This is a genomic window from Collinsella vaginalis, assembly GCF_900176655.1.
Taxonomy (GTDB): domain Bacteria; phylum Actinomycetota; class Coriobacteriia; order Coriobacteriales; family Coriobacteriaceae; genus Collinsella; species Collinsella vaginalis.
This window is the reverse complement of record NZ_LT838843.1, coordinates 296198-314082: the sequence shown is the minus strand read 5'-3', so window position 1 is coordinate 314082 and position 17885 is coordinate 296198. Positions and strand designations below refer to the sequence as shown.

The window sequence follows — 17885 nt, the reverse complement described above, 5'->3', positions numbered from 1 at the left end:
TTTCGACCTGTGAGGCCCGGGCTTGGGCCTGTATCCCGTTCGTCGCTATCTATCATGCCGCGAACGCCAGGGCGACTCCATACCCGGACTTTCCCGCTCAACTGGCAAGATCCTGAACGAGTCCGCACGACGCGCTATCATGGCGCTGATAATCCACCGCGTCCATCGGAGGCACCATGTCCCTGCGCGCACGTTATTACCTGACCGGACTGTACGTCGAAGACCACTCCGTGAGCGTCCCCCTCGATTGGCGCGGGATCGAGCCCGCCGAGCTCGCCGCCAACCCGAGTCTGCGAAGTCACGAGCCCGCCATACCGGGGGCGCCTGAGACCATCAGCCTGTTCTACCGCGTAGTCTGCGCCCCCGAGAACATCAACCGCGATCTCCCGCTCCTCATCTTCCTGCAGGGCGGACCGGGCGGTGCCGGACCGCGGCTCACCTCGCCGACGAGCGACGGCTGGATCGAGGAGGCCGTCCGCCATTTCCGCGTCATCCTCCCCGATCAGCGCGGATGCGGTCGCAGCTCGCGCGTGAGCCGCCATATGACCGAGCGCATCCCCGGCGCCCGCGCGCAGGCCGACTACCTGAAGCGCCATCTCGCCCGCTCGATCGTCAAAGATTTCGAGTACCTCCGGCTCACGGCGTTCGAGGGACGCCCCTGGGTCACGCTCGGTCAGAGCTACGGCGGATTCCTCACCCTCACCTACCTCTCGTTCTACGCAGAGGGTGTTGCCGCCAGCTTCACCTGCGGCGGCATCCCGCACGTGCCCGCGAGCGCCGCCGAGGTCTACGCGCACACCTTCCCGCGCATGGCGGAGAAGACCCGACAGTTCTATGCACGCTACCCTGAGGATGAGGAGCGAGTCCGTGCCCTCGCGGACCGGCTCTCCGCCCGCGACGTGTCCCTCGCCGACGGTTCCCCAATGTCGGTGCGGCGCCTGCAGCTCATGGGCAGCGACTTCGGCATGAAGCCCAGCTTCGAACGGATGCACAATATCCTCGACACGGCGTTTGAGGAGGGGGATGGGACGCCTGCCGGCGATACGCCCACCGTGACCGACGCCTTCCTCGCCGCGGCCCTCGAGCGGACGAGCTCGGCGGCATCACCGCTGTACTGGACGCTGCAGGAGCTCATCTACGCCGACGGCGAGCTCGAGCACCCCATCCGGTGGGCCGCTGCACGCGAGCTCTCACAGCGCCCGGAGTTCGCCGCAGGCGCCCGGCCCCTGATGTTCACCGGCGAGGCGAGCTTCCCCTGGCTCTTCGAGGAGGACCCCGTGCTCCGGCCCCTCAAGCCCGCTATGGATCTGCTGATGGAGGACACCGCGTTCGATCGGCTGTACGACCCCACCGCCCTCGCCACGAACGAGACGCCCCACACGTCCGCCGTCTACTTCGACGACCTGTACGTTGACGCCGGTCTGCAGCTCGACACGCTCTCGCGCATCGGATGCAGCCACGCGTGGGTCACCAACGAGTTCGAGCACGACGGCCTGCACGGCACCACCGTGTTCCGCCACCTGTTCGAGGACGCCCGCGACCGCGGGGCGCTGGCTGCGATCTTCTAGGCCACCGCCCTCCCTCAGGCGAAGACGATCATGTCGTCGCGGTGGATCGCCGGCTTGCCCGCGAGCTTGGCGAGCAGGTAGTTGCCGGCGATGACCTCCTGGCGGCGGCCGGCTGCGAGCTCCAGCACCTCAGAATCGGCCTCGGCGATCCCACGGGCGATCACCAGCCCGGACGGATCCCGCACATCCAGGGTGTCACCCGCCGAGAACCTGCCCTCAACGCGGCGGATGCCCACGGGGAGCAGGGACGAGCCGCGCGTCGTGATGGCTGCGGCCGCCCCCTCGTCGACCTCGACGGTGCCATGCGAGCTGTCGCCGAGCGCGATCCAGAGCTTGCGCGGGGCGATCTCAAGCCTGCCAGCCGGCGGCTCGAAATAGGTCCCGACCGACTCACCGCGGGCCAGGCGCACGAGCGCATCGGGTTCCTTGCCCGAGCAGATGACGCTCGCGATCCCCGCGGTCATGAGGATGCGACTCGCACGGATCTTGGTGATCATCCCGCCCGTCCCCACGGCGCTGCTGGAATCACCCGCCGAGGCGATGATGCCGGCGTCGATGTGACGCACCCGCGGTATGAAGCGCGCCGTGGGGACGAGCGCCGGGTTATCGGTGTAGAGCCCGTCGATGTCCGAGAGCACCACGCAGAGGTCGGCGGAGACCAGGCAGCTCACGAGGGCGGCCAGGGTGTCGTTGTCACCGAAGCGGATCTCGTCCACCGTGACGGTGTCGTTCTCGTTCACGACAGGCGTGACGCCGAGGTCCACGAGGCGCAGCAGGGCGTCGCGGGCGTGCAGGTACGAGGAGCGCCGGGCGGTGTCGTGCCGGGTGAGGAGCACGAGCGACGCCGTGCGGCCGGCGGCGCGGAACTCCTCGTCGTAGGCTGTGACGAGGACGCTCTGGCCGACGGAGGCGCATGCCTGGAGGCTCGGCATGTCGGTGGGGCGCGCGCCGAGCCCGAGCTGGGGCACGCCGCAGGCGATCGCACCCGAGCTCACCACCACGAGGCGCCAGCCCTCCTGGGCGAGCGCAGCGGCCTGCCGCGCGATGTCGGCCACGAAATCCCGCCGGAGCACCCCATTCTCCTCCACCAGCGTGGAGGAGCCGATCTTCACGACCATCGTCTTGTACGCAGCCGTCATGGCATCGCCTTTCACCGTGTCAGCCGCGCTCGCGGCCCCTGGAAGCGCGCACCATCATAGCGCATGGGCCGCGCCGGCTCCGCAGTGGCCGATGGCTTCGGAGCGCGGGATGGAATAGAGGCGACGCGGACGACCGGCGCGCCGACAGACCGGGCCTCTTCCCAGCCTAGCGGCGCCGGGCCCACGGGAGCGTGGCAGAGACCTCGGCCATGCGCTCGCGCACGAGGCGGTCGCGCAGGTTCGCGAGCCCCTGCTCGAGCCCCACCACATATGACTGCGGGTACAGGAAGCGCCGGTATGCGGGGTCGAGCTTTGCGAGCGCGGCCTGGCAGCGGGCGCGCGCATCCTCCAGGCTCTCGCGCGGGGCGATCGCGCGGCCGTCGCGCACGCAGGGCTCCAGCATCTCACGGTAGCTGAAATGCGAGACGTCCGTCACGAGAGCCGGATCGGTCACGGCGACGAGCGTCTGCCCACGGCGCTCCCCCTCCCCCTCCAGGTGCGCCTCATCGTAGATCATGTCGCAGACCGGGGATCCCGTTGCGTCCACGTAGCGGCGCACACCCTGGATCCCGGGGATCGTGCGCTTGTACGGCTGCTCGGAGAGCTTCATGACCGGCGTCCACGAGCCCTCGCCCTCCTCGAGGCGGGCCGTCATCTTGTACACGCCGCCCAGCGCCGGCTGGTCGAAGCAGGTGACCAGCTTGGTCCCCACGCCGAAGCTGTCAACAGGGGCTCCCTGGTTCAGCAGGGACTGGATCGTGTACTCATCGAGGTCGTTTGAGACGACGATCTTGATATAGGACAGGCCCTCCTCATCGAAGCGCGAGCGCGCATAGGCGGAAAGCTTCGCCAGGTCGCCGGAGTCGATACGAATGCCGGAGAGGCGCTCGCCGCGCTCCTCCATCTCCTTCGCCACGATGATCGCGTTCTCGACGCCCTCGCGGACATCATAGGTGTCCACGAGCAGGATGCAGTTGCGCGGCATGCTGCGCGCGTAGGCGCGGAAGGCCTCGAGCTCGGAATCGAAGCTCATGACCCAGCTGTGAGCGTGCGTGCCCGAGACCGGGATGCCCCACCGGCGGCCTGCCAGCACGTTCGACGTGGACGCGGCGCCCGCCACGTAGCTCGCGCGGGCGACGGTGAGACCGCCGTCCGGGCCCTGGGCGCGACGAAGCCCGAATTCGGCCACCGGCCGCGCCTTGGCGGCCTCGACCACCCGGGCGGTCTTCGTGGCGACGAGGGTCTGGAACCCCACGGTGTTCAGCAGCGCCGTCTCAAGCAGCAGGCAGTCGAACGTGGGGCCGGTCACCCGGACGAGGGGTTCGCGGGCGAAGGCGAGCTCCCCCTCGGCGATCGCGTCGATGTCGACGCGCATGCGGAAATCGCGCAGGTACTCGAGGAATTCGGCGTTGAAGAGCGGACCGCCCAAAGGGGCCTTGAGCCCGGAGAGGTACGCGATGTCCTCAGATGTGAAGCGGAGGCTCTCAACGAGCTCGGGGGTCTCGGCGGTGCCGCACATGACGGAGAAGCCGCTGCCGAAGGGGTTGTCGCGGTAGAAGACCGTGAAGCAGGCCCGCTCCTCGATCTTGCCGTTCTCCCAGAGCCCCTGTGCCATCGTGAGCTCGTAGAGGTCGGTCAGGAGCGCAACGTCCGTGGGTAGCGTGGTGTCGGTGAGCGCCATGTGCTGTCCTTCCTTCGCATTCCTACAGATGATGGATTCGCGATCCGGGCCTCACGGCCTGGTCACGAGATAGTACACGAGGAGCGCCACGCCCAGCAGGGCGAGGATGAGGATGATCTTCTGCGCGGGCGGCATGCCGGGGATCTCATCTGGATCATCCGTCTCGGGCGTGAGGACCATGCGCTGCCCGAACGTGAGGTTATCGGGATCGACGACGGGATCCTCAGCGGGGGCGGCGCGACGGGCGGACTCCGCACTCGCCGGCGGAGATGGCATGGAATCATGGGGGCCGGATGACTCGGGACGAGCCTCCTGCTGGGCCCGATCTCTCAGGATCTCGGCGTCGACCTGCTCCTGCTCAGCGCGGAGCGCCTCGAGCTCACGGCGCTCGGCCTCAGCGGCCTCGGATTCACGGCGAGCCTTCTCCGCTCGGAGCGCCTCGAGCTCCTCGCGTTCCGCCTCTGAAAGCGGCGCACTCTCACGATCTGCCATGGGGTCTCCCCTCTCCCGCAGGCGCGATGCCAAACGGGCCTGTACGCGTCGGGTAGCAGTATACCCTCAGCGACGTGGGCAGACGGGATGCGGCGAGATTTCAGGGATCGGGAGCACGGTGGCGGCGGCGAGCGTCTTGGGCGGTCGGGCGATGCGGGAACCTGAGACGCAAGGTTCATCCGCACGAAGAGTCACCGTGGCCGGAAGGGCCGGGCTCCACGGGGCAGGCCGATGCGCGCCGTGCGCCTGCTTAGATATCGATCTCGATGCGCTCGTCATTACCCTCGAGCACGAGGCGGTATCCGCACTTCGCGGCGATGGAGGCAAGGGTGTGAATCGTCGGGTTCCAGGGATCGCGGGTGATGCTCGATGTGATGAAGTTTCGGTGCTTGCCTAAGCAAACTGACACTCCCGCTCGACTTTGACCCGAGACCTCGAGCATCCTGTCAAGAGCATCCCTAGCCTCCATGGCTCATTCCTCCTGATTGCAGCAATACATTTGGGCTTTAGCTAAGGATAGTAGTGATTGAGAACAGTTTGCCCACAAATCGGTGTGCGTTCAAAATTGTTACGTGCACGGTATATAAATGAGCAATTTCCCAATAATGTATCATTGTATTTTGGGATGTTTTATTTTCAGCTGCGATAAAGCACGGAAGGGTTGCCGCGTGCAGAGAAGCTGAGACTCAGAGCCAGCTCAGATAGCCCACATACTCCTGCGTGCTCTCAGGAACTGCGAATGTGATCTCTTGATCCCCCACGGTGAGCGTCACATACCCAGGATCGGTGTAGGTGTGCACCGTGGCGGCGACGCCCTGGTAGGTGGTGTCAAAACTGCCCGTTTCCGTCAAGCCGTCAGGCAACGTCGTCACACTCCATGACGGGATGTCCAAATTGTCGATGATGGCGCTAATTTGGGTGTCGCGCATACCGGTCGCCTGCGCGATCTCCGTGGTGCGGGACCGGAGGTCCTGATCGATCTGATCTTTGATACCCGAGGCGTCGAGCGCCGCGTTCGCCGCCTGCGTCTGCGTCGTCTCACCAACCCCGCGCACAAACCTGCCGAACGCTGTGTCCCTGAACACGGTGTTCGCCAGCACGGCGACGATGACGAGGATCACCGCGATCGCGATGACACCACTGATGATCTTACGTAGCAACCTGAACATGCCCGGCCCTTTCTCATCGTGTCGATTGGGGCTATTCTCCCCACGCACACGGGGGCCGACACCGGAACCGGGCCTCTGCACCAAATAACAAAAGGGCGGCTGGAGCGTGTGCCCCGGCCGCCGATTGCGCACTCAAGCGGTTGCTCGCGTTCTCGTTACTTGGCCTTGCCCTGGTTGGCCACGGCGTCGATCTTCGCCGCGATGGTCTCCGGGTCGCCGATGTAGCGCTTGTCCAGCACGTTCATATCCTTATCGAAGGTGTAGACGCACGGGATGCCAGTCGGGATGTTGACCTCGAGGATCTCCTCCGGGGTCAGCTTCTCGAACTTCATGACGAGCGAGCGCAGGGAGTTGCCGTGGGCGGCGATCAGCACGCGCTTGCCGGCCTTCATCTCGGGGAGGATGTGCTCCTCGAAATACGGCCAGGCGCGGGCGATGGTGTCCTTCAAGCACTCGGTGTAGGGAAGCTCGTCCGCGGGGATGTCGCGGTACATCTCCTGGGTGTGGGGATCGCGCTCGTCACCGGGCTCGAGGGCGGGCGGCTGCACGTCGAAGCTGCGGCGCCAGATCTTGACCTGCTCGTCACCGTGCTCTGCGGCGGCGTCGGCCTTGTTGAGACCCTGCAGGGCGCCGTAGTGGCGCTCGTTGAGCTTCCAGCTCTTGATGACCGGGAGCCACTCGCGGTCGAGCTCGCCGAGCACGATGTTCAGCGTGTGGATGGCGCGCTTGAGCTGCGAGGTGTAGCAGATGTCGAAATCGAAGCCCTCCTCCTTGAGCGCGCGGCCGCCAGCCGCGGCCTCGGCACGACCCGTCTCGGTGAGATCGACGTCGGTCCAGCCGGTGAAGAGGTTGAGCTTGTTCCACTCGCTCTCTCCGTGGCGCACGATCACGAGCTGCATGGTGTCCTGTGACATAGGATTCCTTCCGTGGGTGATGGGTGCCAATGGCACGCCTATGGGCACGGCTGTATTGTCGCACGGGGCGCCGGAGCTGTCGACTTGATTCAGCTTGGCTTACCGCGCGGTTACAGGCGGGCGCGGCGGCGAGGAGATGACGAGATGCAGGGGCCATATGACGACCCCGCCGCTCAAGCCGGGCGCCGCGGCCTCCGGAATTTCTTCCTTGTCCTCACGTGCGCTCATCGTTCCCCAACGGATTCCATTCACAAGGCTGTCCGCTCGTGAGGACACAGATATTCAGCTGTACGTTAGATGGGCGGACACCGCGGCTCACGCAATCGACGGTGTTAGTCGAAGCGCGTTCAAATCCACCAAAAAGCTCATAAATTACCAGTTCATGNCTCCCCGCCGCAATCCAAGAGGCGCGGACGAGGGGCCTTACCATCCCCATCGTGTACAACACCAGCGGATACGAGCTGCCCGAAGCCGTACACGAACTCGGCGACCTCATCGATATCTGGCTCACGGACTTCAAGTACGCCAACGCCGCGCTCGGGGCGGCACTCAGCAGGGTCAGCAACTACCCCGCCGTCGCCCTGGGTGCGCTCCGCCAGATGCATGGGGAGATCTCCCGGCGGGGCGGTGTGCGATACGGCTTAGATGGGCTCATGCAACAGGGCATCATCGTGCGCCATCTCGTTTTGCCTGGCCATGTGGACGACTCCCTGCGCGTGCTCGACCTCATCTGGGAGACTGTCGGGGACGTTCCCATCTCCGTGATGAACCAGTACACGCCGAACGCGTTGATGCGCGGCGCCGGAGGTGACCTCGCACGCGCGGTCACCGACGAGGAATACGAGCAGGTCCTCGATCACGCAGACGATCTGGGGTTCACGCAGATGTTCTGGCAGGAGGGCGGGGCCGTGGACGAGAGCTTCACGCCGGCCTTCGATACGACCGGCGTGCTTCGATCAGCGGCCATCCGGGACGCTCGTCCATAGTCTCGATTGCCGCAGGGCGCATCGTTTTTCTGGCTTGTGGTCAAAAATCGCATCTTCTTGGGCAAGTTCCTCCCTACGGGGTGCCTGGCACTGTGTGATAGCTCCCCGCGTTGAAAAGATAACGATACGAGAATGCGATTTCGATGTGCATTTCGACTGTAGATTTCTGTTGAGCTGTCCGCAACCAGCGGATCTGCCCAAGAAGTTGCATGTTTTGACCAAGATCGCTGATATGCGCAGCCAAGTGGCGAGAAGTGGCGGCTCAGCTCATCGAAGGCACACGAACGTTTCACGCTTCAAGCCAGATGCGACCTCGACTTCCGCGGTGCGCCCGGGCGCTGGCGGCCCGCCCGAGGCGCCCATAAAAAAACGGGCCGACCGTGGTCGACCCGCATCTGCATCTTTGGGTGGAGACGAAGGGAATCGAACCCTCGGCCTCTGCCATGCGACGGCAGCGCTCTCCCAGCTGAGCTACGTCCCCAAGACGGCTATCTATTGTAGCGGCCCACCGCCACCTGTCAACAAGCCATTTCATCTCATGAGCACGGTGAAGACGCCGGGGGAATCGCAAGGGGATCGAGGTGCGGGCGTCAAGGTTTCCGCACCGTCTGCTCCCTCTCAGCTGTCCCTTTCATGCAGGCCGATTAGATATAACAGGCCTTTGTTAAGTCCTGTAGAATGGGTGACCGTAATCAACCTCGAATGTTCGGCGGTACCTCGCGTGGATTTCGCGATCCCCTACATATGTCTGGCCGCCGCGGCCTTCCTCACCACGTTCGCCTGCACGCCATTGGCGCATCGCCTCGCCGTGAAGCTCGACGCCGTGGATTACCCGTCCAAACGGCGCATCAACACAAAGCCCATCCCGCGCCTCGGCGGCCTCGCGGTCTTCGCCGGGCTCTCCGTCGCCTGCATCCTGCAGATCGTCGGCACCTTGAACTGGGGCTGGCCCTCGGCGCTCGTGCCGCATCCGAGCATGGCAATCAACTATCCTATGCTCGCGGTCTCGTTCCTCATGATCGTCGTCACCGGTGCCCTAGATGACGTCATCCAGCTCTCACCGCGCCTCAAACTCGCAGGCCAGATTGCCTCCGCCATCATCGCCGCAGCGAGCGGCCTGCTCATCCACGCGGTCGTGAACCCCTTCGGCGCGGGCGAGCTCGACCTCGGCTGGCTCTCGTACCCGGTCACGATCATCTACCTGGTGGCGTACACGAACATCATCAACCTCATCGACGGGCTCGACGGGCTCGCCTCGGGCCTCGCCGCCATCGCAGCCGGCTCCATGTTCTCATTCGCGATCCTCGCCGGCCGGGGGGATGCCGCCTCGCTCTCCATCGCCCTGATCGGCGCCTGCCTCGCCTTCCTGCGCTACAACTTCCACCCCGCGAGCATCTTCCTGGGTGACTCCGGGTCGCTCCTCCTCGGATTCGCCCTGGGCACGATCTCGCTGATGAACGTCTCGCGCGTGGCGGCCCTGACCTCGATGATCATGCCGCTCATCGTCGCCGGCGTCCCCATTCTCGACACCCTCTCCGCCATCATCCGCCGCAAGCGCGCCCACGTGAGCATCGGCCAGGCGGACAAGGGCCACATCCACCACCGCCTCATCCAAGAGGGATTCGACCAGCGGCAGGCGGTCCTGTTCATCTACGCGTGGACTATCCTTCTCTCCATCGGAGCCGCAACCATCAACCAGGTGAGGGTCGAGTTCCGCGTGGTGATCTTCCTGATCCTCCTGGCGTCCTCGATCGCCTTCGCCCTGCGCCTCCACCTGTTTGAGCCTGTCCTCCTGCACCATTACAACGCTCAGGAGGACGAGGACGAGATCATCAGCCCCGACAGCCCCGCGTTCGCAGAAGAGCAGGAGCGGATCGTGGAGGAGCGCCGACGGCGTCGGGAGGAGCGCGGGACGCACCGCCATGGCAAGGGTACGCCGTAGCGCACCCAACCTCCGCTCGTAGAAACAAGACGCATCGCACAGACCTATCAAAGGAGCACCACCATGCCGAACGAGAACAGCTACGAGGTCGCCCAGAGGCGCAGCGACGAAATCCGCGCCGACCTGGCCAAACATCCCGGAAGCTACACCATGCTCACGGGCGACCGCCCCACGGGCCGCCTGCATCTGGGGCATTACTTCGGCACCCTCAAGGGCCGGGTCGAGCTCCAGAACCTCGGCGTGAAGACGAGTGTGCTCATTGCCGACTACCAGGTGATCACCGATCGCGACACCACCGAGCACATCCAGGAAAACGTCTACAACCTGGTGATCGACTACCTCGCCTGCGGTATCGACCCCGATCGGACCATGATCTACGCTCACTCCGCGGTCCCTGCCGCCAACCAGCTCATGCTCCCCTTCCTGAGCCTGGTCTCCGAGGCCGAGCTGCAGCGCAACCCGACGGTCAAGGCGGAGATGGAGGCGAGCGGCCACGAGCTCACCGGGCTCCTGCTCACCTACCCGGTCCATCAGGCCTGCGACATCCTCTTCTGCAAGGGCAACGTGGTCCCCGTCGGCCGTGACCAACTCCCCCACATCGAGCTCACCCGTCTCATCGCACGCCGATTCAACAACCGCTACGGGACCGTCTTCCCCGAGGTGGACGCCCTGCTCTCCGACACCCCGCTGCTGCCGGGCCTGGATGGCCGCAAGATGTCCAAGAGCTACGGCAACGCCATCAGCCTCTCGACGACGCCGGAGGAGACCGCGAAGCGCATCAAGAAGAGCCAAACGGACGGCGAGCGCCTGATCACCTTCGACCCCGAGAACCGCCCCGGTGTCTCCGGGCTCCTCTCGACGGCGGCGATCTGCACCGGACGCAGCGAGGCCGAGATCGCCGACGAGATCGGCATGGGGGGATCCGGTCAGCTCAAGGCCCTGGTCACCGAGGCCGTCAACACGTACCTCGAGCCCATCCGCGCACGCCGTCGAGAGATCGAGCAGAACATGGATTTCGTGAAGGACGTGCTCCACGAGGGCAACCGCCGTGCGAATGAGATCGCGGAGGCGACGCTCGGCGAGATCCGCGAGGCCATGGGCATGGTGTACTAGGCCGCTCTGTAAAACACCCTGCGCGCTGACTTCAGGACCGGCAGATGCCATGGGCACCTGCCGGTCCTTATCCTTGCTTGCCGTGCACTCCCCATACGCAAGGAGCGGGCCCGATCGAACTGACCGGGCCCGCTCCTTGTACACCGTTGATCGCACAGAGGGGAGGGATGCGATACAAACTCAACGAAGAGGATAAAATGTCGCCGTTTCCTCGTCCGTTGTTGAGTTCACTATAGGTAACTTGTCATGCCCTGTCCATGTCATGGTGCCACTTCACAAGCTATCCATAAGTTACCATTAGCTTACTTATGATCACAACAGAGTGTGCTCCCCTATCCCTCCAGCTGCTCGCTCACCTCAAGCCAGGCAGTCTCGAGCTCATCGATGACGCCAAGCGCCTCGTCGATCTTGGCCTGCTGCTCCTCGAGAGCCTGGTAGTCGGTGGGGTCGATCTGCACCATCCCCTCACGGAGCGACTCCACAGCCTCGCGTCGCGTCTGCATCTTGCGCTCCAAGGAGGCCGCCTCACGTTTCAGGCGCTGACGATCGGCGTTTGTGAGCCCCGACGTCGCTGGACTCGTCTCGGCATCAGCACGACTGTGTGCAGCCGAAGCCCGAGCAGCTCCGACCCCGTCCCCCACCATGTGCAGGTACTCATCCACACCGCCCGGCATGTGCCGGAGGTGCCCGTCGATCAGGGCGTACTGATGGTCGGTCACGCGCTCCATGAGGAAGCGGTCGTGCGTGACCAGGATGAGCGTGCCCGGCCATCCGTCCAGCAGATCCTCGACGACCGCGAGCATGTCCGTATCCAGGTCGTTGCCGGGCTCGTCGAGGATGAGGACGTTGGGTTCGGCGAGGATGGTCAACAGCAGCGAGAGGCGACGCTTCTGACCGCCAGAGAGGTCGCCGATACGGCTCATGAGCTGCTGTGTTGTGAAGCCGAGGCGCTCGCAGAGCTTCTCCGGGCTCGTCTCCTTGCCGTCGACCACGTACACGCGCTTGAAACCGCCGAGCACCTCGCGAATCGTCTCCCCCTCGTGCGGGGCCAGCTCGTCGAGCTGCTGGGACAAGATGCCGAAATGAACGGTCGAACCGATCTTCACCCGTCCTGCGCGAGGCTCCAGCTTGCCCTGAATAACCTGGAGCAGCGTCGTCTTGCCCGTTCCGTTGGCGCCCAGCAGGCCGAAGCGGTCCCCCGGCCCGATGAGCCAGGTCACGTCGGTGAGCACAGGAGCGCTCTCAGCTCCGTCCGAGGCCCCGTATCCGGCGGTCACATCCAGCAAGTCGATGACCTTCTTGCCCAAGCGGGCCACAGCCAGGCGCTTGAGCTCGAGCTCGTCGCGAAGCGGGGGGACGTCGGCGATCAGGTCCCGGGCGGCGTCGACGCGGAATTTCGGCTTGGTGGAGCGAGCCTGGGCGCCGCGGGAGAGCCACGCGAGCTCCTTGCGCGCCATGTTGCGGCGGCGCTCCTCAGTGACCCGCGCCTGCCGGTCGCGTTCGACGCGCTGCAGGATGTAGGCCGAGTACCCGCCCTCGAACGGATCGACCCGGCCGTCGTGCACCTCCCACATGGAAGTGCAGACCTCATCGAGGAACCAACGGTCGTGCGTGACCACCAGCAGGGCCCCGGACCCTGACTGCCAGCGGGTCTTCAGGTGCCGGGCGAGCCAGTTGATCGCCCGCATATCCAGATGGTTCGTGGGCTCGTCGAGCATGAGGACGTCCCACGTGCCGATCAGCAGGCGGGCGAGGTCAACGCGGCGGCGCTGGCCGCCCGAGAGCTCCCCAACCCGGGCCTCCCAGGGGACATCGGCGATGAGGCCGTCTAAGATCTCGCGGATTGTGGGATTGGCCGCCCACTCATATCCAGGCAGATCGCCGACGACAGCGTGCTGCACCGTGGAGTCGTCCTCCAACGCATCGCGCTGGCCGAGCACGCCCACATGCAGGTCGCGTCGGTGAGTGACGCGCCCATCGTCCGGCTGAAGGACTCCGGCGAGCACGGAGAGCAGGGTGGATTTGCCGTCACCGTTTACACCGACGATGCCGATGCGGTCCCCCTCCGCCACGCCGAGCGTCACGTCATCGAGGACGAGCTTGGTCGGAAATTCCAAATGAACCCGGTCGCTTCCGAGTAAGATTGCCATGGAGTCACCCTTTCATTGCCGCCGTCTCATCCTAGCAGGTTGGGCACGCGGTCGCAGAGGACGGGGTGGCGGGCTCCCAAGCAGAGGGCGATGCGACGCGGTGGGCGAAACGGGAAATCCAGTCCCTGAGGCACACGGCATCGTATCAGGTCCCTGCCTGATTTAGCAGCCCATGGCAAGTGAGGGCGGACGCCTTTGCCATGCTCAAACCGTACAGCCGGGTATCACGTGTGCACGGCGCCCCCCGAAAGGGGCCGCGGCGTCAATCCCTTCAAACGCAGGGAAGTGCGCCCATCTCGAGAGGCTATTCCAAACCAGCGGGCCACCGGCTGATGTCGAGATCAACGCGGCCGTCGGCGAGAAAGTGCACGCCCTCCGACTCGAGCAGCTCGCGCTGGGCCGCCTCCCCGCCGAATGCGAAACCGGGGGCGAGGCGTCCGTCGGCGAACACCACGCGATGGCACGGTATCTCACCGGGTAGCGGATTTGAATGAAGGGCGAAACCCACGTACCGGGCACGGTGCGGTGCACCCACAAGGCGCGCCACCTGACCGTAGGTCGCCACCATGCCGGAGGGGATCTGTCCCACCGCCTCGTACACGCGGTTGAAAAAGCCCTCGCGCTCGATCTTATCCATGCGCGCCTCCGAGATCCTCGCCCGGCCGCTTACAGAAGCACGCCGGTACCATGTTCACCTAAATTGTATAGCAGCGCTGGCACGCCATGACAAAGCCCCTCATCGAGTCCAATATGCTTGGATTCGATGAGGGGCTTGCTCCTCTGCGCAAGACAGGCTCTCGTCAACACAGACGAACCTGCGGACCCATGCGGAACATGCAGGCAGTTTGCCCGCCTGCCCACTCCTTAGGAGAACCGGCCGCTCAGGTAGTCGTTCAGGCGCTGGCTCTTCGGGGCGTTGAAGATCTGCTCGGTCTCCCCCGTCTCGACCATCTCGCCCATGTAGAAGAAGGCGGTGCGGTTTGAGACGCGGGTCGCCTGCTCCATGTTGTGGGTCACGATGATGATGGCGCGACCGGCGGCGATGCTGTGCATCAGCTCCTCGATCGCCAGCGTCGAGATGGGGTCGAGCGCCGAGCACGGCTCGTCGAGCAGGATGACATCGGGCTTGAGGGCGAGCGCGCGGGCGATGCAGAGACGCTGCTGCTGGCCGCCCGAGAGCGCCTGAGCGCTCTTGTTCAGCTTGTCCTTGACCTCATCCCAGAGCGCCGCGCCGCGCAGGCTCTCCTCAACCAGCTCGTCGAGGGTGGCCTTGTTGCGCTGGCCATGGCAGCGCGGGGCGAAGGCGATGTTCTCGTAGATCGTCTTCGGGAAGGGGTTGGGCTGCTGGAAGACCATGCCGATGGACTTCCGGAGCTCGTAGAGGTCCTCCTCGGGCGTGTTGATGTCATGCTCGCGGTAAAAGATCTCCCCGGTGATCTGGCAGCCCTGGATCTCACGGTTCATGAGGTTCAAGCAGCGCAGATACGTGGACTTACCGCAGCCGGACGGACCAATCAGCGCCGTGATCTCGCCCTTGTGGAAATCAAGCGACGTGTCCTGGAGCGCGTGATGATCGCCATACCAGACGTTCACGTCCTTCGTGTAGAGGACCGGTGCCTTAAGCTCCTCAAGTGCCGGGGAGGCAACGGACTGTTCCAAGGTCTCGATCATACGCCTGTCACCTTTCTGGAGAGGGCGCGGCCGGCGAGGCGCGCCACCACGTTGAAGATCAGGACGCAGATCATGAGCAGGGCAGCGGTGCCCCACACGATCTGCTGGGCCTCAGGCGACCCTTCGCCGTAGATCTTGTAGATGTGCACAGCGAGGGACTCACCGGGGCGGAAGATGTTCCACGCGGAGGACGGGCTCGTGAAGCCGAAGCTCAGGAAGTTGAGACTCACCGGGCTCGACATACCGGAGGTGAAAAGCAGGGCAGCGGCCTCACCGAACACGCGGCCGGCGGAGAGCACGACGCCCGTCACGATGGCCGACATAGCCGAGGGGACGAGCACGTGGACCGTGGCCTCCCAGCGCGTGAGCCCCATGGCCAGGCACGCGTCACGCTGAGCCTGGGGGACGTCTTCAAGGGCCTGCTGGATCGCGCGGACCAGGATGGGGATGTTGAACATCGTGAGCGCCACCGCACCCGAGATGATCGAGTACTTCCACCCGAAGCCGACGCTGAACACCAGGAAGCCGAACATGCCGACCACGATGGAGGGCAGGCTCGAGAGGGTTTCGACGGCGGTTGAGGCGATGCGCTTCACCGGACCGTTCGGCGCGTACTCGACCATGAAGATGGCTCCGCCGAGGGAGATGGGCACCGAGATGATCAGCGTCAGGAACAGCAGGTAGAAGGAGTCGAAGAGCTGGTAGGCTACACCGCCGGCCGTGCCGTTGGCGCGGGAGCGCTCGGTGAGGAAGCCCGGCTGCACGAGGGTGTAGGCACCCTCGATGAGGATGTAGGCGACCATGGCGACGACGATCAGCAGCACGAGGCCGATGATGGCTGTGAGCACGCCGGTCGCGAACTTATCCTGGTTGACGGCGCGACGGCGGAGCCGCTCGCGCTCGGCCGCGTCGGCGCGGGGGTCGACGACGGATGGGCTCGCGGAGGTGATCGACGGGTCGATGTCAGGTCCGCCCACCGCCGGGGTCTCAGTGGTCTCAGCCACGTTCCGTCGCCCCCTTTCTGCCTACGAAGTGAATGATCAGGATGAAGACGAGGGACATGCCCATGAGCAGCAGGCCAAGCGACCACAGGATGTCGGACTGGGGCGAGCCGTCGGCGTACACCGCCATGCTCGTCGTCAGCGTGGTAGTGATCGTGGAGGCCGAGTCGAGCAGGCCCGTGGGCATGACCTCGATACCGCCGATGACCATGCGCACGGCGAGGGTCTCGCCGAAAGCGCGGGTCATACCGAGGATGGTTGCGGTGATGAGCGAGGACTTGGCGGCATGGAGCACCACGTGCCAGATCGTCTGCCACCGCGTGCACCCGAGCGCGAGCGAGCCCTGGCGGTAGCTTGCGGGAACCGCGCGCAGGGCATCGATGGAGAAGGTGGTGATGGTTGGCAGAATCATCACGGCGAGGACGATGGAGCCGGGCAGGATGCCCAAGCCCGTGGGAGATCCGAGAACCGTCTTCATGAAACCGACGACCACATGGAAGCCGATCAAACCGAAGACGACCGACGGGATGCCCACGAGGAGCTCGACCATCGGCTGGAAGACGCGTCGGCCGAACTCGGGTTTGATCTCGACCGCAAAGATTGCCGAGCCGACGGCGATCGGCAGGGCGAGGAGCGTCGAGAGCACCATGACGGCGGACGAGGTCACGATCAGCGGCAGGGCGCCCACATAGGGCATGCCGTTCTCATTCGTGTTCTGCAGATCCCATTTGGTGCCCGCGAAAAACTCGAGTGGATTGACGCCATCTTTGAAGAACGCCGAGAGTCCTTTGCCTGCCACCATGAGGATCAAGGCAACGACCACGAGCGTCACAAGCGCAACACACGCGCCTGTGACGCTCAGACCGATCTTCTCAAGACGACGCTTTGGCATCGTCTGCGCCATATTATTTCTCCGTGACCTTACCGGAAGCGTCCTTGGTGACCTTCATCTCGGACACCGGGATGAAGCCCTGCTTCTCAACGAGCGAGCCCTGGACCTCGTCGGAGAGCATGTACTCGAGGAAGGCCGTGGTGGCCTCGTCGGCGTCCTTCGCGCAGTACATGTGCTCGGTGGCCCAGATCTTGAAGGAGTCGTCGAGGACGTTCTTGCTCTCGGGGGCCACGCCGCCGACCTTGATGGCGGTGAACTTCGTGTCGTCGAAGTGCGAGAAGTCCAGGTAGGAGATTGCGTTGTCGGTGCTGCCCATCTGAGTCTGGACGTCACCGGACTTGTCGAGCTCGGCGTCGCCCTTGAACTCGTTGGCCTCGGTGCCGAAGACGGCGGCCTCGAAGGTGGCGCGGGTGCCGGAGCCGGCCTTGCGGTTCAGGACCACGATGGTGGCGTCGTCGCCGCCGACCTCGCTCCAGTTGGTGATCGTACCGGAGAAGATGCCCTTGAGCTGCTCGAGGGTGAGGTCGTCAACGGTGACGTTCTTGGAGACGACCGGGCCCATGCCGACGACGGCGACCTCGTGGTCGACGAGGTTGGCGGCCTTGTCGGCGTCAAGCTTGGTCTCAGCGAAGACGTCGGAGTTGCCGATGGTGACGGTGCCCTCGGAGACGGCGGTCAGACCCTTGCCCGAACCGTTGCCGGAGCCGGTGATGGAGACGTCGGGGTTCTTCTCCATGAACTGCTCGGCGGCAGCCTCAACGAGACCGACGAAGGAGGAGGCGCCGTCGTAGGTCACCTCACCGGAGACGGTCGAAGCGGCAGAGGAGCCCTCGTCGGAAGTGGTGGTGCTGGTCGAGGCGCTGTTGCCGCAACCCGCAAGCCCGAGACCGGCGACGGCGGCAAGGCCACCAGCCAGACCGAGGAACTGACGACGAGAGAAAACAGACTGAGACATGATGCTCCTTTCGAGGACAGCGCACTATGCGCTTCTTCTTGAGAGCATAGGGGGTGGCCGACGAGAGGCGAGACCAGCCGGCCACCTATTACCGAGGATTGACCATTGATTACCGTTATCAAACGACAACTTTATAGTCAGCTTACATTTCCATCGTCCTGTTCGGAGATATTGGAGATCTTGTCAGCATCCCCCAAACGCCGAAGCGAGCG

16 protein-coding genes and 1 tRNA gene are annotated in these 17885 nt (G+C 64.7%); 4 read left to right on the top strand and 13 right to left on the bottom strand.

Going from position 1 to position 17885, the window contains the following annotated elements; translation table 11 throughout:
• Positions 1-176: 176 nt before the first annotated feature.
• On the top strand, positions 177-1568 hold the full coding sequence (locus tag CAP13_RS03030) for an alpha/beta fold hydrolase (protein ID WP_085830165.1): 1392 nt from the start codon (positions 177-179) through the stop codon (positions 1566-1568).
• Positions 1569-1582: 14 nt separating this feature from the next.
• Here CAP13_RS03030 and proB read toward each other — a convergent pair whose 3' ends face one another.
• The 6 genes from proB to gpmA form a co-directional block, all read right to left on the bottom strand.
• Complete coding sequence (proB, locus tag CAP13_RS03025; RefSeq protein WP_085830164.1) at positions 1583-2707, bottom strand: glutamate 5-kinase; 1125 nt, start codon at positions 2705-2707, stop codon at positions 1583-1585.
• Positions 2708-2873: 166 nt separating this feature from the next.
• Positions 2874-4388, bottom strand: coding sequence for a nicotinate phosphoribosyltransferase (locus CAP13_RS03020; protein WP_085830163.1), 1515 nt, complete (start codon positions 4386-4388; stop codon positions 2874-2876).
• Positions 4389-4439: 51 nt separating this feature from the next.
• Complete coding sequence (locus CAP13_RS03015; RefSeq protein ID WP_085830162.1) at positions 4440-4880, bottom strand: hypothetical protein; 441 nt, start codon at positions 4878-4880, stop codon at positions 4440-4442.
• A 250-nt stretch (positions 4881-5130) separates the two neighbouring features.
• Entirely contained in the window at positions 5131-5289 is a 159-nt protein-coding gene (locus CAP13_RS09850) for a hypothetical protein (RefSeq protein ID WP_179184909.1), read from the bottom strand.
• Positions 5290-5566: 277 nt separating this feature from the next.
• Positions 5567-6049 (bottom strand): hypothetical protein, encoded by a 483-nt coding sequence (locus tag CAP13_RS03005; protein WP_085830160.1) that lies wholly within the window; start codon positions 6047-6049, stop codon positions 5567-5569.
• A gap of 155 nt (positions 6050-6204) precedes the next feature.
• Positions 6205-6963, bottom strand: coding sequence for a 2,3-diphosphoglycerate-dependent phosphoglycerate mutase (gpmA, locus tag CAP13_RS03000; RefSeq protein WP_085830159.1), 759 nt, complete (start codon positions 6961-6963; stop codon positions 6205-6207).
• Between the two features lie 437 nt (positions 6964-7400).
• Between gpmA and CAP13_RS02995 the strand changes: the two genes are divergently transcribed.
• The gene (locus tag CAP13_RS02995) at positions 7401-7949 is read left to right on the top strand and encodes a radical SAM protein (protein ID WP_245798875.1); all 549 of its coding nucleotides are present in this window, start codon (positions 7401-7403) and stop codon (positions 7947-7949) included.
• Between the two features lie 408 nt (positions 7950-8357).
• Here the strand turns inward: CAP13_RS02995 and CAP13_RS02990 are convergent.
• A tRNA-Ala gene (locus CAP13_RS02990) sits at positions 8358-8430 on the bottom strand.
• Between the two features lie 240 nt (positions 8431-8670).
• On the opposite strand from CAP13_RS02990, the gene CAP13_RS02985 reads away from it, so the two are divergent.
• Positions 8671-9891 carry an MraY family glycosyltransferase gene (locus tag CAP13_RS02985; protein ID WP_085830158.1) on the top strand — a complete coding sequence of 407 codons (1221 nt, stop codon included), beginning with the start codon at positions 8671-8673 and terminating at the stop codon, positions 9889-9891.
• Between the two features lie 63 nt (positions 9892-9954).
• Positions 9955-11004, top strand: a complete 1050-nt coding sequence (trpS, locus tag CAP13_RS02980; RefSeq protein WP_085830157.1) for a tryptophan--tRNA ligase — start codon at positions 9955-9957, stop codon at positions 11002-11004.
• Between the two features lie 332 nt (positions 11005-11336).
• On the opposite strand, the gene CAP13_RS02975 is transcribed toward trpS, so the two are convergent.
• From CAP13_RS02975 to CAP13_RS02950, 6 genes are all read right to left on the bottom strand, one after another.
• Positions 11337-13154, bottom strand: coding sequence for an ABC-F family ATP-binding cassette domain-containing protein (locus CAP13_RS02975; protein ID WP_085830156.1), 1818 nt, complete (start codon positions 13152-13154; stop codon positions 11337-11339).
• A gap of 304 nt (positions 13155-13458) precedes the next feature.
• The gene (locus CAP13_RS02970; protein WP_179184908.1) at positions 13459-13791 is read right to left on the bottom strand and encodes an MGMT family protein; all 333 of its coding nucleotides are present in this window, start codon (positions 13789-13791) and stop codon (positions 13459-13461) included.
• 227 nt (positions 13792-14018) lie between these two features.
• Positions 14019-14825 carry a phosphate ABC transporter ATP-binding protein PstB gene (gene pstB / locus CAP13_RS02965; protein WP_085830155.1) on the bottom strand — a complete coding sequence of 269 codons (807 nt, stop codon included), beginning with the start codon at positions 14823-14825 and terminating at the stop codon, positions 14019-14021.
• Positions 14822-15829, bottom strand: coding sequence for a phosphate ABC transporter permease PstA (gene pstA, locus CAP13_RS02960; RefSeq protein ID WP_245798874.1), 1008 nt, complete (start codon positions 15827-15829; stop codon positions 14822-14824). The genes pstB and pstA overlap by 4 nt, the downstream gene beginning before the upstream one ends.
• Entirely contained in the window at positions 15822-16730 is a 909-nt protein-coding gene (gene pstC / locus CAP13_RS02955; protein ID WP_085830154.1) for a phosphate ABC transporter permease subunit PstC, read from the bottom strand. Before pstC ends, pstA begins: the two co-directional genes overlap by 8 nt.
• 1 nt (position 16731) lies before the next feature.
• Complete coding sequence (locus CAP13_RS02950; RefSeq protein ID WP_085830153.1) at positions 16732-17673, bottom strand: phosphate ABC transporter substrate-binding protein; 942 nt, start codon at positions 17671-17673, stop codon at positions 16732-16734.
• Positions 17674-17885 lie beyond the last annotated feature (212 nt).

Coding starts and splice junctions, on each gene's coding strand:
- CAP13_RS03030 (WP_085830165.1), top strand. CDS start 177: ATGTCCCTGCGCGCACGTTATTACCTGACCGGACTGTACGTCGAAGAC.
- proB (WP_085830164.1), bottom strand. CDS start 2,707: ATGACGGCTGCGTACAAGACGATGGTCGTGAAGATCGGCTCCTCCACG.
- CAP13_RS03020 (WP_085830163.1), bottom strand. CDS start 4,388: ATGGCGCTCACCGACACCACGCTACCCACGGACGTTGCGCTCCTGACC.
- CAP13_RS03015 (WP_085830162.1), bottom strand. CDS start 4,880: ATGGCAGATCGTGAGAGTGCGCCGCTTTCAGAGGCGGAACGCGAGGAG.
- CAP13_RS03005 (WP_085830160.1), bottom strand. CDS start 6,049: ATGTTCAGGTTGCTACGTAAGATCATCAGTGGTGTCATCGCGATCGCG.
- gpmA (WP_085830159.1), bottom strand. CDS start 6,963: ATGTCACAGGACACCATGCAGCTCGTGATCGTGCGCCACGGAGAGAGC.
- trpS (WP_085830157.1), top strand. CDS start 9,955: ATGCCGAACGAGAACAGCTACGAGGTCGCCCAGAGGCGCAGCGACGAA.
- CAP13_RS02975 (WP_085830156.1), bottom strand. CDS start 13,154: ATGGCAATCTTACTCGGAAGCGACCGGGTTCATTTGGAATTTCCGACC.
- CAP13_RS02970 (WP_179184908.1), bottom strand. CDS start 13,791: ATGGATAAGATCGAGCGCGAGGGCTTTTTCAACCGCGTGTACGAGGCG.
- pstB (WP_085830155.1), bottom strand. CDS start 14,825: ATGATCGAGACCTTGGAACAGTCCGTTGCCTCCCCGGCACTTGAGGAG.
- pstC (WP_085830154.1), bottom strand. CDS start 16,730: ATGGCGCAGACGATGCCAAAGCGTCGTCTTGAGAAGATCGGTCTGAGC.
- CAP13_RS02950 (WP_085830153.1), bottom strand. CDS start 17,673: ATGTCTCAGTCTGTTTTCTCTCGTCGTCAGTTCCTCGGTCTGGCTGGT.